The sequence below is a fragment of the Tardiphaga sp. 42S5 genome, assembly GCF_034044155.1.
Taxonomy (GTDB): Bacteria; Pseudomonadota; Alphaproteobacteria; order Rhizobiales; family Xanthobacteraceae; genus Tardiphaga; species Tardiphaga robiniae.
On record NZ_CP139027.1, the window covers coordinates 3,043,428 to 3,060,136 of the forward strand.

The window sequence follows — 16,709 nt, forward strand, 5'->3', positions numbered from 1 at the left end:
TGCCTGACTGCGGAATGGGGTTAGCGCAAGGTCACGCCGCGATCAGATCAATTGCCGGTTGACCCACACTGGGGGACTAAATGTTTCTTCGCATCCTCGATCGGCTTGAGGAACTGCTGATCATGACATTGATCGCGGCCGCGACCGTGATCATTTTCATTGCAGTGGCACATCGCTACCTCGTCGGCATCCCGTTCTTCTATCCGTTTTTGTTTCCGATCCACCTGTCGTGGGCGCAGGAGCTGTGCATCTTGATGTTTGTGTGGATGGCGAAGTTCGGCGCCGCCTACGGCGTGCGGACCGGCATCCATGTCGGCGTCGATGTGTTGGTGAACCAACTCGACCCGCCCTGGCGCAAGACGGTGGTGATGTTCGGTCTGCTCTGCGGCGCGCTCTTCACCTTTGTGGTCGGCAGCATGGGCGCGAAATTCGTCTACGGGCTGATGTACACCGATCAGGTGACGCCCGATCTCGAACTGCCGAGCTGGATCATCTATCTCTGTGTTCCGCTCGGCTCCTATCTGATGTGCTTCCGCTTCCTGCAGGTTGCTCGCAAGTTCTGGCGCACCGGCGAACTCCCACATCATGACGAGACCGACGTGGAGGGGATCGATCCCGAAGCCGCCGCCGCCAGCGCCGCGAGGATCATCCGATGATCGCTGCCATTATTTTCGGACTGCTTGTTGTGCTGATGCTGACGGGCATGCCGATCTCGATCGCGCTCGGCCTCACGGTGCTGACGTTCCTGTTTTTCATGACCAACGTGCCGATCGAATCCGTCGCGCTGAAGCTGTTTACCGGCATCGAGAAGTTCGAGATCATGGCGATCCCGTTCTTCATCCTCGCCGGAAACTTCCTCACGCATGGCGGCGTCGCGCGGCGAATGATCGAATTCGCGCGCACCATGATCGGCCATTGGGCCGGCGGACTGGGCATTGCAGCCACGATGGCCGCTGCGCTGTTTTCAGCGGTGTCGGGGTCGTCGCCGGCGACTGTGGTGGCGATCGGCTCGATCATGCTGCCGGCCATGTTGTCGGTCGGTTACCCGAAGCGCTTTGCCGCGGGCGTCATCGTCACCGGCGGCGCGCTCGGCAATCTGATTCCGCCTTCGATCATCATGGTGATCTACGCAGTATCGACCAGCGGCGCGGTTTACTTCGGCCCTGCCGGCGAGAAGGTCTCTTCCGCCTCGGTCGGACAATTGTTCATGGCCGGAATGGTACCGGGTGTGATCCTTGCCATTATGCTCTCCGCCACCACCTGGTATCGCGCGTGGAAGAACAACTATCCGCGCATACCGAAGGCAACCTGGGCCGAGAGCTGGCACGCCTTTCGGGAATCAGCTTGGGGCATTTCGCTGATCGTTATCGTGCTGGGAGGCATCTATCTCGGCTGGTTCACGCCGACGGAAGCCGCCGCCATGAGCGCCGTCTACGCCTTCCTGATCGAGATGTTCATCTACAAGGACATGAAGTGGAAGGACGTGCCCAAGGTTCTTCTGATCTCGGCCAGCATGAGCGCGATGATCCTCTACATCGTTACCAACGCGGTGCTGTTCTCGTTCCTGATGACCAGCGAGCAGATCCCGCAGGCGATGTCGAACTGGATCACGAACAGCGGCATCAACTGGATCACGTTCCTGCTGGTGGTGAACCTGCTGCTGCTGCTCGCCGGCAACGTGATGGAGCCGTCCTCGATCGTTCTGATCATGGCGCCGATCCTTTATCCGATCGCAGTCAAGCTCGGCATTCATCCGGTGCACTTCGGCATCATCATCGTGGTCAATATGGAAATCGGCATGTGTCATCCGCCGGTGGGACTCAATCTCTACGTCGCCTCCGGTATCGCGAAGATGGGGATCACCGAACTCTCCATTGCCGTGCTGCCGTGGCTGATCACGCTGCTGATCTTCCTCGGCCTCATCACCTACATTCCGGAACTCTCGCTGTGGCTGCCGCGATTGCTCGGGATGCTGTGACAAAAGAATTCTGAAGTGTTTCCATCGTGAATGCATATTCAGAAATCGAACACATCCGGAAAATATATGGCCAAAGCGTAAGTTGAACCCGTGGCAGCGCAGGATCATCTTCAGGTGACTTTCCAAAGGAGGTTGCCATGAAGAAGATCTTGCTCGCCGGTGCCGCTGTCGCCGTGATCGCCGGTTCCACCGCGGTCTATGCCCAGCACCGTCCATGGATGCATCATCACGTCCGGATGAATCCGGAAGACCGCGCTGCGTTCGCCGATGCGCGCATCGCTGCCGTGAAGGCCGGGCTCAAGCTGACGCCGGACCAGGAGAAGATGTGGCCGGCGGTAGAGAGCGCTGTGCGCGATTTCGCCAAGCTGCGCATCGACCGCGCCAATGCGCGCATGGAAGAGCGCAAGAACCGCGACGACAACGCGAAGCGGACCGACACGCCGGACAATCCGGTCGCCCGCCTGCAGCAGCGCGCCGGCGACATGGCCACCACGGCCGCCGCGCTGAAGAAGATCGCCGATGCCGCCGACCCGCTCTACAAGACCCTCGATGATGGCCAGAAGCGCCGACTGGCGGTGCTGACCCATATGGACCGTCGCTTTGGCGGCGGGGAGGGCGGCTGGCGTCATCGCGGCCCGCGGCCGGGCTATGAGCGCGGCAGCTTCGAAGGCGAGGGATTCGGCCCTCCCGGCTTTGATCGCCCGCGTTTCGGCGATGACGACGATCGCAGTCCCGGTGGCCCCGGCGACAGATTCGACCACGACGCCGCACCGGGCGCCGAACGGCTCTGATCCGGAGCAGTTTTCCACTGTCGCAATGACGAAGAAGCCGCTGAAATCCAGCGGCTTTTTCGCATTTTTGCGATTGCGAAAAACGGTGCAATTTTTGTGACAGCGTCGCTGGACATCCCCGGATCGCTTTGCTAAACGACGCCGTCCCCACGGGGATATCCGGATCTGGATCCGGGCGCATAGCTCAGTTGGTAGAGCAGGTGACTCTTAATCACCGGGTCCTAGGTTCGAGCCCTAGTGCGCCCACCATAAAATCTCAACAAATCAGATTGTTAGAATTTCGGTGGTCAGTCGTTCCGACCGGACATCATCCGTCATTCTGACGTGGCACCTGCTTTTGGTCTTTCGCTGAGCCATCCATCAGCCAGACGGCCAAGCCACGAAGGCCCAAAACGTCGAAAACCCGTTGAGCCTCCTCCGCGCGCTGTAGCGACCTTTCCGGAGGTCTTTGCGAACCCGAGCGAAAACGCGGACCGAATTTTTCTATTGGTCCCGAGCCCTCTGTGGGAGGTGGCCAGGTGGAACCGCCGGGATGCGTGCACGTTCCTACATGTGGAGAAACAGCATTCTGGTGCCGTCGTGCGGCGCGCTTTGCATTCAAGTCCAATCACCAAGCAGCAAATGGGAGTTTGTCGATGCTCAGCGCCTTCATCAACGGAAAAGATATCAAAACCGGCACCGTGATTTCTGTCGTCGCCAAATCGGTGGCGCCGGGAGAAACGCTTGCGCTCGAATACCCTAACAAAAGTCGGGTGTCAGGTAAGGTGATCTCAGCTTCGCACAGCGAGCTCGAATTGGAGATCAATTCGGAGGCTTGGCGGCTGCGTCCACACGCCCCGAGCGACAGCACCATCCACAATGACCTGTCCGATAAAGATGCATCATTCTGGACGGTCCAGGCGAAGCTCTAGACTATTCGTCCGACCTCAGTGGCCTGGTTTGAAAACCGTGGTGGCCGAATTTAAGAAACGTTAGGGGCAGACGGGCCACTATCTGCAGATGAAGCTCTTTTTGTGGTTTTGCGCGGGGTCGGCGGCCGGGATTCTGGCGACGGTAATCTTGTGTCTAGCGCTCGTGCTGGGCGTCAGTCAGTTCGGAATACCCAACGATCATCCTGTGGTGAAGTACATGATCCATGGCATCGCAACGATATGCTGGGTGTTGGGAATAGGCGCCGGCCTGTATTTTCATTTTCGGCACCGATCTGGTTTTAGGCTTCCCAAGCAGTAAGGCCGCCTCAGTGGGCGGCTCTTTCATTTTGGCGACCTGGAGGCGGATCGATGGATAGTCTCGAAGCCCACGCGCGGTTCGTTCAGGATCTTCGCCAGAGGATCGTGTTTCGGAGTCGTCCGAGGGGATGCCGTCGGTTTGTGCCGGCGCTCGACGACCATGGCGCGCTCGGCATTGGCCGCGCGCGAACCGTGCTCTTCAACAAAGCCGATCCTGGGTTCGTCGAGCAGCTTGGACTGCCATGCTTTTGTGTTCGTCATCCCGGCATTCTAGCCGATGGCGTGCGGCTCTGCAAAAGCCCGCGGGTGAGGCGGGTGGGATCGTACGCGCAACGCCGCCCTGGGCGGAGTATGATCGCCCCGGCGACGTTGGCTAAACACTGGGCCCTGAAATCCCCAGTACAAATTGGTACGATGGACGTGGCTGAAAGGTTCAAGGGAGCCAAAGAAAAAACGCCCGAGGGTATCGAGCGGGTTATGGCGGTCTGCGGTTCGGCTAATATGCCGCCAGGCGTCGAACAATAGCCTAGACCCTATCAATGAAATGAGACCCGCCGAGTAGCGTCGGCGGGTCTCTTCTACCTATTGGCGATATGGCGCGTCAGGGAGTGGTCCGAGCGACCCGCGGCGTCGCTGCGGGCGCAGCGGTCCTGGTTTTCTGGATTGCCTGGCTGACCGGTAATTGCAGCACGACTGCCTTCTGCCCGGGCCTCAGGTCTGTGACGAGAACAATCCTGCCATTTGAGAATTCCAGCGCGTCGTGGTGATTGTGATACTGGCCCATGTCAATTTGACGAAACCGGGCTAGTCGATCGTTGACGTTGCGGCGAAACACCCATCCATCGACTCGGACGTTTTCTTCAAAAGCGATCTCGGTGCCAGGGCGAAGGCATACCGCAACGTTTGGATCGTCGAAGCTTGCGAACCCTTTGGTCGTCGTCGAAGGAAATCTTGTCGATACCAACCTATCCGCCACCTCTGCGGGACGGTTGGCGACCGCGTGCAGGCTGTAATCACACATGGATGCGCTCCTATGGACGGCCACCCAGCAAATGCTGCAACATCCGTGAACCCCGTTGGTTGCAGCGCGGGGCAAAAAAAGCTGCCGGCCGAGGCGTCACCTCATTCTGACCGCGCCAAAATCCCAAGCCTAATGTCCAGATGGGCGCGTCCAGGATCGCTTCGACGTTCGACCGCCGCCTTCACGCGTCTGGTCGAAGCGCTGCGTTATCGTTTGTGAGTATGGAGCAGGGGCCGCCGTATCATTGCGCGGTCCCGGATACGCACGTCCGCGAAGTCCGGCAGGGTCGTGCGTTCGTTGCCGGGCGTCGATCTCGGATTGAGGTCGATTAGCTGTAGAAGATACCGCCATCCACGTTGAGTGCCTGGCCCGTCACGAAGGCGGAATCGTCGGAGGCGAAGAATGCGACGGGGCCGACGACGTCTTCCGGCTCGCCGAGCCGATGCAGGTCGGTGATCTTCTCGAAATAGGTGACCCGCTCCGGATCGCCCAGGTTGTTGCGGCCCATCTCGGTGAGGATGATGCCGGGGCATACGGCATTCACCGTGATGCCATGGCCACCGAATTCCATCGACGAGACCCGCGTGAAGCCCACCACAGCGGATTTCGACGCGGCATAATGCGACTGGCCGGGGCCGCCGGTGCGCGCGGCCAGCGAGGCGATGTTGACGATGCGCCCGTATTTGCGCTCCTTCATGTGGACGACCATCGCCTGGGTCATCTGGAACACGCCGCGGACGTTCACGGCGAAGGTCTGGTCCCAGTGTTCGGGCGTGGTTTCTTCGATGGTCGCGAGACGCAGGATGCCGGCATTGTTGACGAGAACATCGACATGGCCGAGACCCGCGACCGCTTCCGCAACCGAGCGCTGGCAATCCTCGAGCTTGCTGACATCTGCCAGCACCGGAATGCACTTGCCGCCGAGCTTCTTCACATCCGTGACGGTCTCCAGCAGCGTGCTCTCCTGCGACGCGATGTCCGTCAGAGCGAGATTGTAGCCGCGCTTGGCGAGGCCAAGGGCGATGGCACGTCCGATTCCGCGGCTGGCGCCGGTGACGATGGCATGTCTGGTCATGTGATGTTCCTGCTTCTGTGAAAGCTGTCGATGGATGGATTAGGCGCGTGCGCCGCGGACGGGCAGCGTGTTCATCGCCTTGACCGTCTCCTCGAAGGACACGAGATTGGCGCCGGAACCGAGCCCCGTCGCGACGATGGCGGCCGTGGCTGTCGCCAGTTTTGCGCAGTCCAGCAGGTCCCAGTCGCGGACCAGGCCGGCGATGAAGCCGCCGGTATAGGAATCGCCGCAGCCGGAGGTGTCGCGCACCGTCACCTCGAAGGCCGGTACCGTGAACTGCCGCCCGTCGCGCGTCACGATGAAAGAGCCGTGTTCGCCGAGCGAGATCGCGCAGGCACCGGCGCCCTTGCCGATGAAATACTGCGCGCAGGCCGCGGGATCGTCGGTGCCGACCAGCGCGTGGGTCTCGTCGATGCTCGGCATGAAGAAGTCCGTATAGGGCATCAGCGGTTCGACCAGTGCCAGCGTCTCGCCGCGTGCCTGGATGAGATCGACGGTGGTGATGCAGCCGGCCGCCTTGGCATCGCGCAGCAGCGCCACCGTCGGCTCGCCGTCCATCGCCAGCAGCGAGCCGACGCCGCCAAGATGCAGCACCTTGCTGCGGCAGGCGGCTTTCTGCGCTTCGGGCGAAATCTTCCAGCGCGCGGAGGCGCCGCGCGCATGTAGCACCGGGCGCGAGCCATCCGGACGGATCGGCAGGATGGTGGCGGAGGTCGGCACGCCGGCCATCCGCTCCATCACCGAAATATCGATGCCCTCGCGTTCCATCGCATTCAGCACCCAGTCGGCCTTCTCGTCGGCGCCAACCGCGCCGACGGCGATCGCCTTCAGTCCGAGACGCGCGCAGGGCACCACGGTGCCGCCCGCGGTGCCAGCGACCGTGAGCCGGATCTCATCGATCAGCGCGCGACCGCCGCCGGCCGGGATTTCAGTGATGGGGACGCCGAGGATGTCCAGGATGTAGGTGCCGCAGACGCTGACGTCGTGGGGATGGGCCATGTGGCAAGTCTCGCAATTGTTGGTGCTGGTTTGTTAGGTCGAGGTTTTCGGCGTGCCGTCGCTGTCGCGCAGGCCGTATTGTCCCCATCGCTTCAGGATGCTGTCGATCTCGGCATCCGGCAGCAGCGGCGGCGTGCCGAGTTGCAAGCAGCCGTGATACTGCTTGGCGAGCACCTCGACCTCCACTGCAAGCCACATCGCCTTGCGCAGATTGGGGCCGATGGCGATCAGCCCGTGATGGGCGAGCAGGCAGGCGCGGCGATGGCGCAGCGCCTCCAGTGCCGCTTGCGACAGTTCCGCGGTGCCATATTGCGCATAGGGCGCGCAGGGGATGTCGTTGCCGCCGGCCGCCGCGATCATGTAGTGGATCGCGGGAATGCTGCGGTTCATGATCGCGATGATCGTGCAGAAGATTGGATGCGCGTGCACGACGGCATTCGTTTCGGGCTTGGCCTTGAGTATGTCGAGGTGGAAACGCCATTCCGTCGAGGGCACGCGGCCTGCCGGCGCCGTCCACGAGCCATCCCATTTCATCGCGACGATGTCTTCCGGCCGCATGCTGTCGTAGGGAACACCGGACGGCGTCAGCAGGATGCCGTCCCCGGTGCGGACGCTGATATTGCCGGACGTGCCCTGATTGATACCGGCAGCCGACATTTCGTGGCAGGCATCGATGATGGCCTGTCGGGTTGCGACGTCTGCGGCGCTTGGATGCGTCATGGCTTGTTTCCTCGAAAGTCGTCGCTGCGGCTCTTACCGGCCGCTGCGGGCGATCGTTATATCGGTGCGAGGCGGGTCAGCGCCCCATGGCGAAGAATTCGTCGTTCGGCCGCATGCTGGTGACATTCGCCAACCGGTTCGACATGCCGAAGAAGGCGGCGATGGCAGCGATATCCCAGACGTCGTCCTCCGTGAAGTCGTGGCGCTTCAGCGCCTCGATATCGGCATCGCCGACCTCGTAAGCCTGCATCGAGACCTTCATGGCGAAATCGAGCATCGCGCGCTGCCGCGGCGTGATGTCGGCCTTGCGATAGTTCACCGCGATCTGGTCGGCAATCAGCGGGTTCTTGGCGCGGATGCGCAGGATGGCGCCATGCGCCACCACGCAATACTGGCACTGGTTGGCATTGCTGGTGGCCACCACGATCATCTCGCGCTCGGCCTTGGTGATCGGGCCTGGCTTGTCCATCAGCGCATCATGATAGGCGAAGAAGGCACGGAATTCATCGGGCCGATGCGCCAGCGTCAGGAACACGTTGGGCACGAAGCCGGACTTTTCCTGCACCGCGAGGATGCGCGTGCGGATGTCCTCCGGCAGGCTGGAGATTTCGGGGACGGGGAAGCGGCTGATGGCTGGGGTGTTCATGGTTTCTGTTTCCTCTCAGGCGGTCGCGAGTGCGACCAGTCTGTCCTGGTATTCTTCAAAAGCGTCGCGTTGATCTGCAATATGGGGTTCGGCGCGGACCAGGCATGTATGCGCCGAGCAGCCCTGGCCGAATTGCGAGGTGCCGATGTCGAGCGTCAGCACGTTCGGATTGCCGGCGACTTCGAGACCAGTCTCAGCGCGCGGGGTGAACCAGGCGCCGGTCGGCAGTACCAGCACGCCGGGGCGCACGCTTTCGGTGATGTCAGCAGTGGCGAGACAGGCGCCGCGTGCATTCCAGATGCGGATGGTCTGTCCGTCACTGATGCCGCGCGCCGCGGCGTCGTCCGGATGCAGCCGTGCCTGTTCGCGGCCATTGCGCTTGGTCGCCACGCTGGCGACGCCGGTTTCGATCTGGCTGTGCAGCCGGCCGGCCGGTTGATGCGAGATCATGTGCAAGTCGGACGCAGCGCTGCCGTTGCCGAGCCATTCCGCCGGCTCAACCCAGGCCGGATGCGACGGACAATCGGCATAACCGAGCCGGGCGAGGGTCTCGCTGCCGAGCACAATCTTACCGCTTTCGGTGTTGAGCGCATGCGCCCCGGGATCGATACGGAAATCGGCGAGGAAAGTGTGGTCGGCGCGCACCGGGCAGCGCGCGTAGCCGTCGTGCCAGAATGTTTCGAAATCGGGCATGTCGAAGCCGAGCCGCTCGGAGGCGTCCTGCCGGCTCGCCTCATAAAGATGACGGACCCAGCCGATTTCGTCGCGGCCTTCGTTGAAGCGGTCGGCAACGCCGAGCCTGCCGGCGATGCGGTCGAAAATCTCGAAGTCGGGCAGCGAGTCTCCGACCGGCTTGATGGCCTGCTTCATCGCAATGATGAAGTCGGAGCGCCTGTTGCCGGCAAGGTCGTTGCGTTCGATCGATGTGGTTGCCGGCAGCACGATATCGGCGCGCTGCGCCGTCGCGGTGAACATCGGGTCCTGGACGATGATGGTCTCGGGTCGCGTCCAGGCTTCGGACAGCCGGTTGAGATCCTGATGGTGATGATAGGGATTACCGCCGGCCCAGTAGACCAGCCTTGTGTCCGGATAGGTTCGCGTCTCGCCCTCATAGGTGAAGGTCGTGCCGGGATTGAGCAGCATGTCGCTGATGCGCGCCACCGGGATGAAACTGTCGATCGGGCGCGTCAGTTGCGAGATGGCCGGTGACTTGCCGAGATTGAAGGGCGAGCCGACGCCGCCGAGCGAGGCATAGCCGTAGCCGACACCGCCGCCCGGCAGTCCGATCTGGCCGACGATGGAGGCAAGGCCGAGCGCTGCCCAGAACGGTTGCTCGCCATGATGCGCGCGCTGCAGGCTCCAGCTCACGGTGAGCATGCTGCGGGTATCGACGAGGCGTCGCGCCAGCTGGCGGATGCCATCGGCATCGAGCCCGCAGATCTCCGCGGCCCAGGCTGCATCCTTGCGAATGCCATCCGACGAGCCGTCGAGATAGCCGAGCAGTTGCTCGGCGCCGCTGGTGCAGCGATCAAGGAAATCCCGGGCGTGCCGGCCTGCCTTCACGATCTCGCCGGCGAGGCCCAGCATCAGCGCGGTGTCAGTGTTCGGGCGGATCGGCCACCATTCGGCATCGACCCAATCCGGCATATCGTCCTTCAGCGGCGAGACGTGAACGATGCGGATGCCGCGCTCGGCGATTTTCCTGAGATAGGATTCGAGGCGGTGGGTGCCGATGCCACCGGCCTCGGTCTGCGCAGTGCGCGGCGATAGCGCGCCGAACACCACAAGCGTGTCGGTGTGTGCGGCTATGGTGTCGAGCGTATTGGCCTGGCCGTCGCAAGCATCCGAGCTTCCCAGCGTATGGCGCAGGATCACCGGGCCTGCAGCAATGGAATACGTATCCACATGCCGGGTGAAGCCGCCGACCAGATTGAGCATGCGCTTGAGCAAAGACGACGCATGATGCAGGCGGCCCGAATTGGTCCAGCCATAGGAGCCCGCGAAGATCGACGCATTGCCGTGGGTGTTGGAGACGCGACAGATTTCGTCGGCCACCAGCGTGGTCGCCTCATCCCAGCTGACGGGCACGAACTTCTCCGCGCCGCGCTTGCGCCGATCGCTGTGCTCGCGCTTGTCGAGCCAGCCGGAGCGCACCATCGGACGCAGAACGCGGCGTTCAGGATTGGCCCATTCCGGCACCGAATGGATGATCGGCGAGGGGGCGGGATCATGGGCGAACGGCTCGATGCCCACGATCTGTTCGTCCTGCACGAGGATCGTATAGGCGCCCCAGTGACTGCAATGCGGGATCCGCTTGATCTCACTCACGCATCGTCTCCGTGTCGTTGCTCGCCGGTCCTGTCAGGATGCATGGGACAGCGGCCGTTCGATCTCGCGCCGCATCTGCGCGGCGAAGTCCGGATAGGTTTCGGCAACCTCGTCGTAAACACGCCCGCGCAGCAAAGCCAGCGTCTGCGAATCCGGCAGCGCGGTCTGTTCCGGCTGGCTTTCATGGGCGAACTGAAAGCCGGTGGCGTCCTTGATACCTGCGAGGTCGTGTCCGGGATGGATGCTCTGTAGATCGAAGCCCGGACGCGCCTTGTCGAAACGGAACAGGGCCTTGCTGGTCAACAGCGCGATCGGGCCGCCACTGCGGTAAACGCCATTGTCGCTGACGCCCGGCGTGCTGATGAAATCCACCTTCTCGACCAGAGCGCGCGGCGTATGTTCCTCGCGAAACAGGATCACGCGCGGCACGACGTAATATAGATAGGCCGATCCGAACGAGCCGGGCCATCGCACTTGCGTTTGCGGATAGTCGCCGGTGCCCACCAGATTGACATTGCCGCGTCCGTCGATCTGGCCGCCTCCGAGGAAGAAGGCATCGATGCGGCCCTGGCCGGCGCAATCGAACAGTTCGGCCGATCCGTTGGTGAAGAAATTGTGCTCCACCGATCCGAGGATCGAGATGCGCGGGCCTTTCTCGCCGGCCTGCTGCTTTAGCGCCCGCAGCAGCATGGCACCGGCCGCGGGGATCGGCGAGGACGCACCGACAGCGACATGCCGGACGCCGTCGAGCAGTTTGGCGACGGTGCAGATCAGGATCTCGCGCGGGTGAACCTCGCTCATCATGCGGGCTCCATCTGCGCGTTCGTCATGTAGTCGGCAAAACCCTCGGCGCTGCGCGCGGCGCGCGCATAGCGCAGAATCTCGGTCGTGTCGGTCGGATATTCGCCCCACAGGCCGTAGGGCCACGCGCCCTTCGGCGCGACGGCGATTTCGGTGACATAGAGCGCCGGCAGCACGCCCGCCGCGCTCATTTCGCTGGCGAGCAGGCTTTCATCCACGATGCGCTCGACAGTGACAAGCGTGGTGGCCGATGCATAGGCCATCGCGGCGAGTTCGCGGCGTCGCCCGATCCACACATTGCCGAATCGGTCGGCCATCGGTGCGTGGAAGATCGTGATGTCGGGCTTGATCGCGGGGATGAGCACGATGGGATCGCCGCCATCCGCCAGCGGATTGTCGATGACGCGCCAGTCGCTGCGGTGGTGCAGCAGGTCGCTGCCGATCAGCCCGCGCATCGGCATGAACGGGCTGCCTTTCTGCGCGGCCATCAGGCCGGCATGGATAGCGGGGCAGGTGGCGTCCTTCAATGCGATCGCGCCGTCCTTGACGGCTGCGTTGAAGCGCGGCGCGCCGCCGGCTTCGCCGAGCGATACGGCGCTGGTCTCGACCGACCGAACCAGACCGGCGCCGACGAGTTGGTCCACCTGAAGGCCACCGGTCGGCACGCAGACGAGATCGAGATTGCGTGTGTTGCGTTCAATGATCGGGCGCGTCATCGCCATCGAGACGCCGGCATAATCCACCGGCAGCGCCAGCCGGACTCCCGGCTCCACATACTTCGCCAACGCGCGAAGATCGCTTACCACAGTTCGCCTCCCGATTTTATTGTTCTATATTGTAGAACATAGTTCTAAATAAAGTTAGTCGCGCCGCGCCGCGGCTGTCAATCCGTTTGTGTCGCGAAGCGCTTTGCCAATAGGGGAAAATGCAAACCCGTCGGTAAGTCGATGATGACCGACGCGTCGTCGCATCGCGCATTCACTTGACAAGACGATGCGTCACGCCAACAATAATTGGAATAACGTCTCATAATATAGAACGACCAGGGAGGTTGATGATGGCTGAGCCATTGGCGCTGCGCGTGGGACATTCCGGCGCGGGTGTTCCGGCGTCGCAGTCGGGCGGCGCAAGCGAGCGTCAGGTCATCGGTTCGCGCATCGCAGTTCGCGATGCCGAGAAACGGTACGGCCAGTTCCATGCCGTCAATCGTATCAATCTCGATATCGAACCCGGCGAATTCATCACGCTGCTCGGCCCGTCCGGCAGCGGCAAGACCACATTGCTGAACCTGCTGGCCGGTTTCCAGAGCCTCGACGGCGGCGAGATTCTCGTGGACGGCAGGCCGGTGCACAACGTGCCCACGCATAAACGCGGATTCGGCATGGTGTTCCAGAGCTATGCGCTGTTTCCCAACATGACGGTGACACAGAATGTCGCGTTCCCGCTGCGCATGGCCGGCGTCGATCGCGCCACCACCGAGCGGCGCGTCGCCGAGACGCTGGAAATCATGCGCCTGTCGGATCATGCGAACAAATCGCCATCGGAAATGTCCGGTGGACAGCAGCAACGCGTCGCGATTGCGCGCGCCATCGTGATGCGGCCGAAGGTCGTGCTGATGGATGAGCCGCTCAGCGCGCTCGACCGCCGGCTGCGCGAATCGATCCAGATCGAGATACGCGATCTGCATCAGACGATCGGCAGCACGATCCTGTTCGTGACGCATGATCAGGGCGAGGCGCTCACCATGAGCGATCGCATCGCCGTGCTGGATGCCGGCAGGATCCTGCAGATCGGCCGCCCGCTCGACATCTATCGTCACCCGTCCAATCGTTTCGTGGCGTCGTTTGTCGGCGAGAGCAATCTGATCGAAGCCGAGATCATGCAGAAGCGCGGCACCACCGTGACGCTGAAGAACCGCGCCGGCTATGTGTTCGATGCCGAGAGCCGCGACGCCATCGATGTCGGCCGCGTCACCGTGCTGGTGCGGCCCGAGCGCATCGCGATCGCCAACGAGCCGACCGCAAGCTCGACGCCGGTGACTGTGACGTCGGCGATCTTCCTTGGCGAGATCTTGCGCATCGAGGCGCAAATGGACGGCGGCGACACGCTGCTGATCCGCTGCACCGACACCGCCAGGCGGCCGCTGCCCGATGTCGGCGATCGCCTGCATGTGAGCTGGGGTCCGGAAGACTGCTGGGTGCTGTCATGACGACGATCTCGCTGTCCCAGGAGCCGCGGCATCAGGCGAGTTCCAACCTGGCCATGAAGCTCAAGAACCCCGCGCTGCTGCTACTGCCCGCGGTCGCTTTCCTGTCGTTCATCTATCTGCTGCCGCTGGTCGATCTCATTCGCATCAGCATCAGCGGGCCAAGCTGGCTGACCTATTTCCAGCGCGTCTTTGCGGTGCCGCTCTATTGGGAATCGCTGGTCCGCACCATGCAGATCTCGGTCACGGTCGCATTCCTATGCCTTTTGTTCGGCTATCCCACCGCACTGCTGATCCATCGCACCCGCGGCATCACCCGCGCGCTGATCGCCACCGCGATCGTACTGCCATACTTCATTGCGATCCTGATCCGCACCTATGCCTGGATGGTGCTGCTCGGCCGCAACGGCCCGGTCAACAAGTTCCTGGTGTCGATCGGTATCCTGAGCGAGCCGGTTCAGCTCTTGTTTCACCGCGGCACCGTGCTGCTCGGCATGACGGCGGTGCTGTTGCCGCTGATGGTTCTGACCATCTATTCGAGCGTGTCGCGGCTCGATCCTGGCCTGACGCGTGCGGCGCTGGCCAGCGGTGCAGGGCCTATCGCCGTGTTCTGGCGGGTTCTGCTGCCGCTGACGCTGCCCGGCATCGGCGCCGGCTTCCTGCTGGTTTTCGTGGCCGCGATCGGCTTCTTCATCACGCCGACGCTGCTCGGTGGCCCGGGCGACCAGATGTTCGCCATGCATATCACGCAGCAGGCGGACTCGGTGACGTCGGAGGGCTTCCTGCAGGCGCTGGGCGTCGTGCTGTTGTTGATCACGCTGCTGGTGGTCGCTATCGCCGGACGTTTCCTTGGCCTGGAATTCATCTGGGGCGGGCGCAAGCTCACCGAGACGACAGCAGGGAAGGTCGCGCCAGCGGCAACGTCCGGCACCGCACGTCGCACCTTCGGCAGCGCATTTGCTGACGCCATTGGCTGGCCGCTGTTACGGCTGTTCGGCATGCTGCCGGCCAGTTGCGGCACATGGACGGTCCGCCTGATGGGTGGCCTGGTGATCGCGCTGCTGATCCTGCCCATTATCGTGGTCATGATCATCTCGTTCAGCAACGCCAGCTATCTGACCTTTCCGCCGCCGGGCTTCTCGCTGCGCTGGTACGAGCAGTTCTTCTCCGACACCAACTGGATGCGCGCGTTCTGGACATCCGCGCTGATCGCGGCAGTCTCGGCCTTCATTGCGGTCGGTCTCGGTACATGCGCGGCGTTGGGCATCGTCAGGGGGAATGTGCGCGGCAAATCCGCGATCATGCTGCTGCTGGTCAGCCCGATCATCGTGCCGCCGGTGGTGCTCGGCTTGTCGCTCTACACGCTGTTCCTGAAGTTCGATCTGGTCGGCTCGGTGTTCGGCCTTGCGGCGGCCCATGCCATCGGCGGTTTGCCGATCGTGGTGGTGATCCTGTCTGCTGCGCTGCAGAGCGTGGACTCGCGGCTCGAACAGGCCGCCTCGGTCCATGGCGCGTCGTCGCTCACGGTGCTGCGGCTGGTGACGCTGCCGGCGATTGCGCCGGGCCTTGCGGCGGCGACCTTCTTTGCGTTCCTGCATTCGTTCGACGAATTGGTGCTGACCCTGTTCCTGTCGAGCGCTCAGTTGAAGACGCTTCCGTTGATGCTGTGGGGCGACATCAATTACCGGCTCAACCCGGTACTGGCCGTCGTGTCCACGCTCGAAGTGCTGCTGGTCGTGGGAGGACTGTTCATCGCCCGGCCAGTGCTCGCAACGTCGCAAAAAGCGACCTGATGACAAACGATCAAACAGGAGGAAACACACTATGCTGGGAATGAAACGCTTCAGGCTGCCGGCCTTGGCTTCGGCGGCGTTCATCGCCATGGGGACGGGTCTGGCCGTTGCCCAGAGCAACGTCGTCATCATGCAGGATCCGGGCGGCGGCTATGGCGATGCGCTGCGCAAGGTGATGTACGATCCGTTCGAGAAGGAAACCAGCATCAAGGTCGTCACCGTGCAGGAAGCACGCAGCGGTCCGCGCATCAAGGCGCAGGCCGAAGCCGGCAAGGCGCAGTGGGATCTGACCTTCATCTTCGATCAGGAAACCAAGCTGCTCGGCGACTGCTGCCTGGCTGACATCGACTATTCCAAACTGTCGGAATCCGCGCAGAAGACCCTGGCGGCGATGCCGGACAATCTGAAGCGCAAGAAGGGCGTCGCACTGCAAGTGATCGGCGTCGGCCTCGTCTACAACAAGGACAAGTTCAAGGGCGATAAGGCACCGCAGAACTGGGCCGACTTCTGGGACGTGAAGAAGTTTCCGGGGCGCCGCTGCATGCCGGCCTGGCCGCGCTTCACCTTCGAGGCCGCGCTGATGGCCGACGGTGTCGACAAGAGCAAGCTGTATCCGATCGACATGGAGCGTGCGCTCAAGAAGATCAAGGAGATCAAGCCGCACATCGTCAAATGGTGGACCACCGCCGCGCAGCCGCCACAGCTGATCCTCGATGGTGAGGCCGATATGTGCCAGGCCTATACGGGGTCGATGAGCAAACTGGCGCTGGAAGGCGCTCCGATTGATCTCACCTTCAATCAAGGCTTCGTCTATTACGACTTCTTCTCGATTCCGAAGGGCGCGCCGAACTATGATAACGCGCTCAAGCTGCTGTCCTGGCGTCTCGACCCCAAGCGCGCCGCCCAGCTGACCTCCACTTTCCCGGTCGCGCTTCCTTCGAAGGTCGTGTTCGATGCTGCGACGGATAAGAACGTCGCGCGCTATTGGGCGAACAATCCTGAGAACGTCTCCAAGGCGATCGAATGGAGCCCGGACTTCTGGGGAGCGCCATCGCCCGCTGGCAATTCGACCAATGAAGAATATGCGCAGGAAAAGCTGAACGCACTGCTTGCCCAGTAAAT

Annotated in this window: 16 protein-coding genes and 1 tRNA gene; 9 read left to right on the plus strand and 8 right to left on the minus strand. The window is 62.4% G+C overall.

All coding sequences use genetic code 11. The features are described from left to right. The first annotated feature begins 80 nt into the window (after window positions 1-80). The 6 genes from SFY93_RS14175 (at window position 81) to SFY93_RS14200 (ending at window position 4,523) form a co-directional block, all read left to right on the plus strand. Window positions 81-656 carry a TRAP transporter small permease gene (locus SFY93_RS14175; protein ID WP_068738416.1) on the plus strand — a complete coding sequence of 192 codons (576 nt, stop codon included), beginning with the start codon at window positions 81-83 and terminating at the stop codon, window positions 654-656. Beyond that, window positions 653-1,978: a TRAP transporter large permease gene (locus SFY93_RS14180; protein WP_068738414.1), complete on the plus strand. Its 1,326-nt coding sequence runs from the start codon at window positions 653-655 to the stop codon at window positions 1,976-1,978. The genes SFY93_RS14175 and SFY93_RS14180 overlap by 4 nt, the downstream gene beginning before the upstream one ends. A gap of 137 nt (window positions 1,979-2,115) precedes the next feature. Beyond that, window positions 2,116-2,769, plus strand: coding sequence for a Spy/CpxP family protein refolding chaperone (locus SFY93_RS14185; RefSeq protein WP_320447558.1), 654 nt, complete (start codon window positions 2,116-2,118; stop codon window positions 2,767-2,769). 173 nt (window positions 2,770-2,942) lie between these two features. Further along, a tRNA-Lys gene (locus tag SFY93_RS14190) sits at window positions 2,943-3,018 on the plus strand. A gap of 386 nt (window positions 3,019-3,404) precedes the next feature. Next, window positions 3,405-3,680, plus strand: a complete 276-nt coding sequence (locus SFY93_RS14195; RefSeq protein WP_093760270.1) for a hypothetical protein — start codon at window positions 3,405-3,407, stop codon at window positions 3,678-3,680. A 369-nt stretch (window positions 3,681-4,049) separates the two neighbouring features. Further along, entirely contained in the window at window positions 4,050-4,523 is a 474-nt protein-coding gene (locus SFY93_RS14200) for a hypothetical protein (RefSeq protein WP_320447559.1), read from the plus strand. A gap of 76 nt (window positions 4,524-4,599) precedes the next feature. Here SFY93_RS14200 and SFY93_RS14205 read toward each other — a convergent pair whose 3' ends face one another. From SFY93_RS14205 to SFY93_RS14240, 8 genes are all read right to left on the minus strand, one after another. Further along, window positions 4,600-5,019, minus strand: a complete 420-nt coding sequence (locus SFY93_RS14205) for a hypothetical protein (protein ID WP_320447560.1) — start codon at window positions 5,017-5,019, stop codon at window positions 4,600-4,602. Window positions 5,020-5,347: 328 nt separating this feature from the next. Further along, a complete protein-coding gene (locus SFY93_RS14210) occupies window positions 5,348-6,094 on the minus strand; it encodes an SDR family NAD(P)-dependent oxidoreductase (RefSeq protein WP_320447561.1) in 747 nt (248 codons plus the stop codon). A gap of 39 nt (window positions 6,095-6,133) precedes the next feature. Further along, window positions 6,134-7,093 carry a sugar kinase gene (locus tag SFY93_RS14215; RefSeq protein ID WP_320447562.1) on the minus strand — a complete coding sequence of 320 codons (960 nt, stop codon included), beginning with the start codon at window positions 7,091-7,093 and terminating at the stop codon, window positions 6,134-6,136. 33 nt (window positions 7,094-7,126) lie between these two features. Continuing rightward, window positions 7,127-7,813: an L-fuculose-phosphate aldolase gene (locus SFY93_RS14220; protein ID WP_320447563.1), complete on the minus strand. Its 687-nt coding sequence runs from the start codon at window positions 7,811-7,813 to the stop codon at window positions 7,127-7,129. Between the two features lie 76 nt (window positions 7,814-7,889). After that, the gene (locus tag SFY93_RS14225) at window positions 7,890-8,459 is read right to left on the minus strand and encodes a peroxidase-related enzyme (RefSeq protein ID WP_320447564.1); all 570 of its coding nucleotides are present in this window, start codon (window positions 8,457-8,459) and stop codon (window positions 7,890-7,892) included. Between the two features lie 15 nt (window positions 8,460-8,474). Further along, the gene (locus SFY93_RS14230) at window positions 8,475-10,787 is read right to left on the minus strand and encodes a molybdopterin-dependent oxidoreductase (RefSeq protein WP_320447565.1); all 2,313 of its coding nucleotides are present in this window, start codon (window positions 10,785-10,787) and stop codon (window positions 8,475-8,477) included. Window positions 10,788-10,820: 33 nt separating this feature from the next. Continuing rightward, complete coding sequence (locus SFY93_RS14235) at window positions 10,821-11,588, minus strand: CoA-transferase (protein WP_320447566.1); 768 nt, start codon at window positions 11,586-11,588, stop codon at window positions 10,821-10,823. Beyond that, a complete protein-coding gene (locus tag SFY93_RS14240) occupies window positions 11,588-12,394 on the minus strand; it encodes a CoA transferase subunit A (protein ID WP_320447567.1) in 807 nt (268 codons plus the stop codon). The genes SFY93_RS14235 and SFY93_RS14240 overlap by 1 nt, the downstream gene beginning before the upstream one ends. 251 nt (window positions 12,395-12,645) lie before the next feature. Here SFY93_RS14240 and SFY93_RS14245 point away from each other — a divergent pair, with 251 nt between their 5' ends. From SFY93_RS14245 to SFY93_RS14255, 3 genes are read left to right on the plus strand one after another with little or no spacing between them, the layout of a single operon-like run. Continuing rightward, entirely contained in the window at window positions 12,646-13,797 is a 1,152-nt protein-coding gene (locus SFY93_RS14245) for an ABC transporter ATP-binding protein (RefSeq protein WP_320447568.1), read from the plus strand. Further along, the gene (locus SFY93_RS14250) at window positions 13,794-15,587 is read left to right on the plus strand and encodes an ABC transporter permease subunit (protein ID WP_320447569.1); all 1,794 of its coding nucleotides are present in this window, start codon (window positions 13,794-13,796) and stop codon (window positions 15,585-15,587) included. The genes SFY93_RS14245 and SFY93_RS14250 overlap by 4 nt, the downstream gene beginning before the upstream one ends. 31 nt (window positions 15,588-15,618) lie before the next feature. Beyond that, window positions 15,619-16,707, plus strand: coding sequence for an extracellular solute-binding protein (locus SFY93_RS14255; protein WP_320447570.1), 1,089 nt, complete (start codon window positions 15,619-15,621; stop codon window positions 16,705-16,707). Window positions 16,708-16,709 lie beyond the last annotated feature (2 nt).

Coding starts and splice junctions, on each gene's coding strand:
- SFY93_RS14175 (WP_068738416.1), top strand. CDS start 81: ATGTTTCTTCGCATCCTCGATCGGCTTGAGGAACTGCTGATCATGACA.
- SFY93_RS14180 (WP_068738414.1), top strand. CDS start 653: ATGATCGCTGCCATTATTTTCGGACTGCTTGTTGTGCTGATGCTGACG.
- SFY93_RS14185 (WP_320447558.1), top strand. CDS start 2,116: ATGAAGAAGATCTTGCTCGCCGGTGCCGCTGTCGCCGTGATCGCCGGT.
- SFY93_RS14195 (WP_093760270.1), top strand. CDS start 3,405: ATGCTCAGCGCCTTCATCAACGGAAAAGATATCAAAACCGGCACCGTG.
- SFY93_RS14200 (WP_320447559.1), top strand. CDS start 4,050: ATGGATAGTCTCGAAGCCCACGCGCGGTTCGTTCAGGATCTTCGCCAG.
- SFY93_RS14205 (WP_320447560.1), bottom strand. CDS start 5,019: ATGTGTGATTACAGCCTGCACGCGGTCGCCAACCGTCCCGCAGAGGTG.
- SFY93_RS14210 (WP_320447561.1), bottom strand. CDS start 6,094: ATGACCAGACATGCCATCGTCACCGGCGCCAGCCGCGGAATCGGACGT.
- SFY93_RS14215 (WP_320447562.1), bottom strand. CDS start 7,093: ATGGCCCATCCCCACGACGTCAGCGTCTGCGGCACCTACATCCTGGAC.
- SFY93_RS14220 (WP_320447563.1), bottom strand. CDS start 7,813: ATGACGCATCCAAGCGCCGCAGACGTCGCAACCCGACAGGCCATCATC.
- SFY93_RS14225 (WP_320447564.1), bottom strand. CDS start 8,459: ATGAACACCCCAGCCATCAGCCGCTTCCCCGTCCCCGAAATCTCCAGC.
- SFY93_RS14235 (WP_320447566.1), bottom strand. CDS start 11,588: ATGAGCGAGGTTCACCCGCGCGAGATCCTGATCTGCACCGTCGCCAAA.
- SFY93_RS14245 (WP_320447568.1), top strand. CDS start 12,646: ATGGCTGAGCCATTGGCGCTGCGCGTGGGACATTCCGGCGCGGGTGTT.
- SFY93_RS14250 (WP_320447569.1), top strand. CDS start 13,794: ATGACGACGATCTCGCTGTCCCAGGAGCCGCGGCATCAGGCGAGTTCC.
- SFY93_RS14255 (WP_320447570.1), top strand. CDS start 15,619: ATGCTGGGAATGAAACGCTTCAGGCTGCCGGCCTTGGCTTCGGCGGCG.